Source organism: Enterobacter cloacae complex sp. SYL001, assembly GCF_049237025.1.
GTDB lineage: Bacteria > Pseudomonadota > Gammaproteobacteria > Enterobacterales > Enterobacteriaceae > Enterobacter > Enterobacter intestinihominis.
On sequence record NZ_JBMKJI010000063.1, the window covers coordinates 1 to 1193 of the forward strand.

1 rRNA gene is annotated in these 1193 nt (G+C 53.1%); it reads right to left on the bottom strand.

Annotated features, from left to right (window positions below):
- A 23S ribosomal RNA gene (locus tag ACOTZP_RS23825) occupies positions 1-1168 on the bottom strand; the annotation flags it as partial.
- Positions 1169-1193 lie beyond the last annotated feature (25 nt).

The following is a 1193-nucleotide window of genomic DNA, read 5'->3' on the forward strand; positions in this document are numbered from 1 at the left end:
GTCGCTGCCGCAGCTTCGGTGCATGGTTTAGCCCCGTTACATCTTCCGCGCAGGCCGACTCGACCAGTGAGCTATTACGCTTTCTTTAAATGATGGCTGCTTCTAAGCCAACATCCTGGCTGTCTGTGCCTTCCCACATCGTTTCCCACTTAACCATGACTTTGGGACCTTAGCTGGCGGTCTGGGTTGTTTCCCTCTTCACGACGGACGTTAGCACCCGCCGTGTGTCTCCCGTGATAACATTCTTCGGTATTCGTAGTTTGCATCGGGTTGGTAAGCCGGGATGGCCCCCTAGCCGAAACAGTGCTCTACCCCCGAAGATGAGTTCACGAGGCGCTACCTAAATAGCTTTCGGGGAGAACCAGCTATCTCCCGGTTTGATTGGCCTTTCACCCCCAGCCACAGGTCATCCGCTAATTTTTCAACATTAGTCGGTTCGGTCCTCCAGTTAGTGTTACCCAACCTTCAACCTGCCCATGGCTAGATCACCGGGTTTCGGGTCTATACCCTGCAACTTAACGCCCAGTTAAGACTCGGTTTCCCTTCGGCTCCCCTATACGGTTAACCTTGCTACAGAATATAAGTCGCTGACCCATTATACAAAAGGTACGCAGTCACCCCATAAAGAGGCTCCCACTGCTTGTACGTACACGGTTTCAGGTTCTTTTTCACTCCCCTCGCCGGGGTTCTTTTCGCCTTTCCCTCACGGTACTGGTTCACTATCGGTCAGTCAGGAGTATTTAGCCTTGGAGGATGGTCCCCCCATATTCAGACAGGATACCACGTGTCCCGCCCTACTCTTCGAGTTCACAGCAAGTGTGCTTTCGTGTACGGGACTATCACCCTGTACCGTCGGACTTTCCAGACCGTTCCACTAACACACAAGCTGATTCAGACTCCGGGCTGCTCCCCGTTCGCTCGCCGCTACTGGGGGAATCTCGGTTGATTTCTTTTCCTCGGGGTACTTAGATGTTTCAGTTCCCCCGGTTCGCCTCGTTAACCTATGTATTCAGTTAACGATAGTGCAACGGATTGCACTGGGTTTCCCCATTCGGACATCGCCGGGTCAAAGGTTCATATCACCTCGCCGGCGCTTTTCGCAGATTAGCACGTCCTTCATCGCCTCTGACTGCCAGGGCATCCACCGTGTACGCTTAGTCGCTTAACCTCACAACCCGAAGATGTTTCACTTC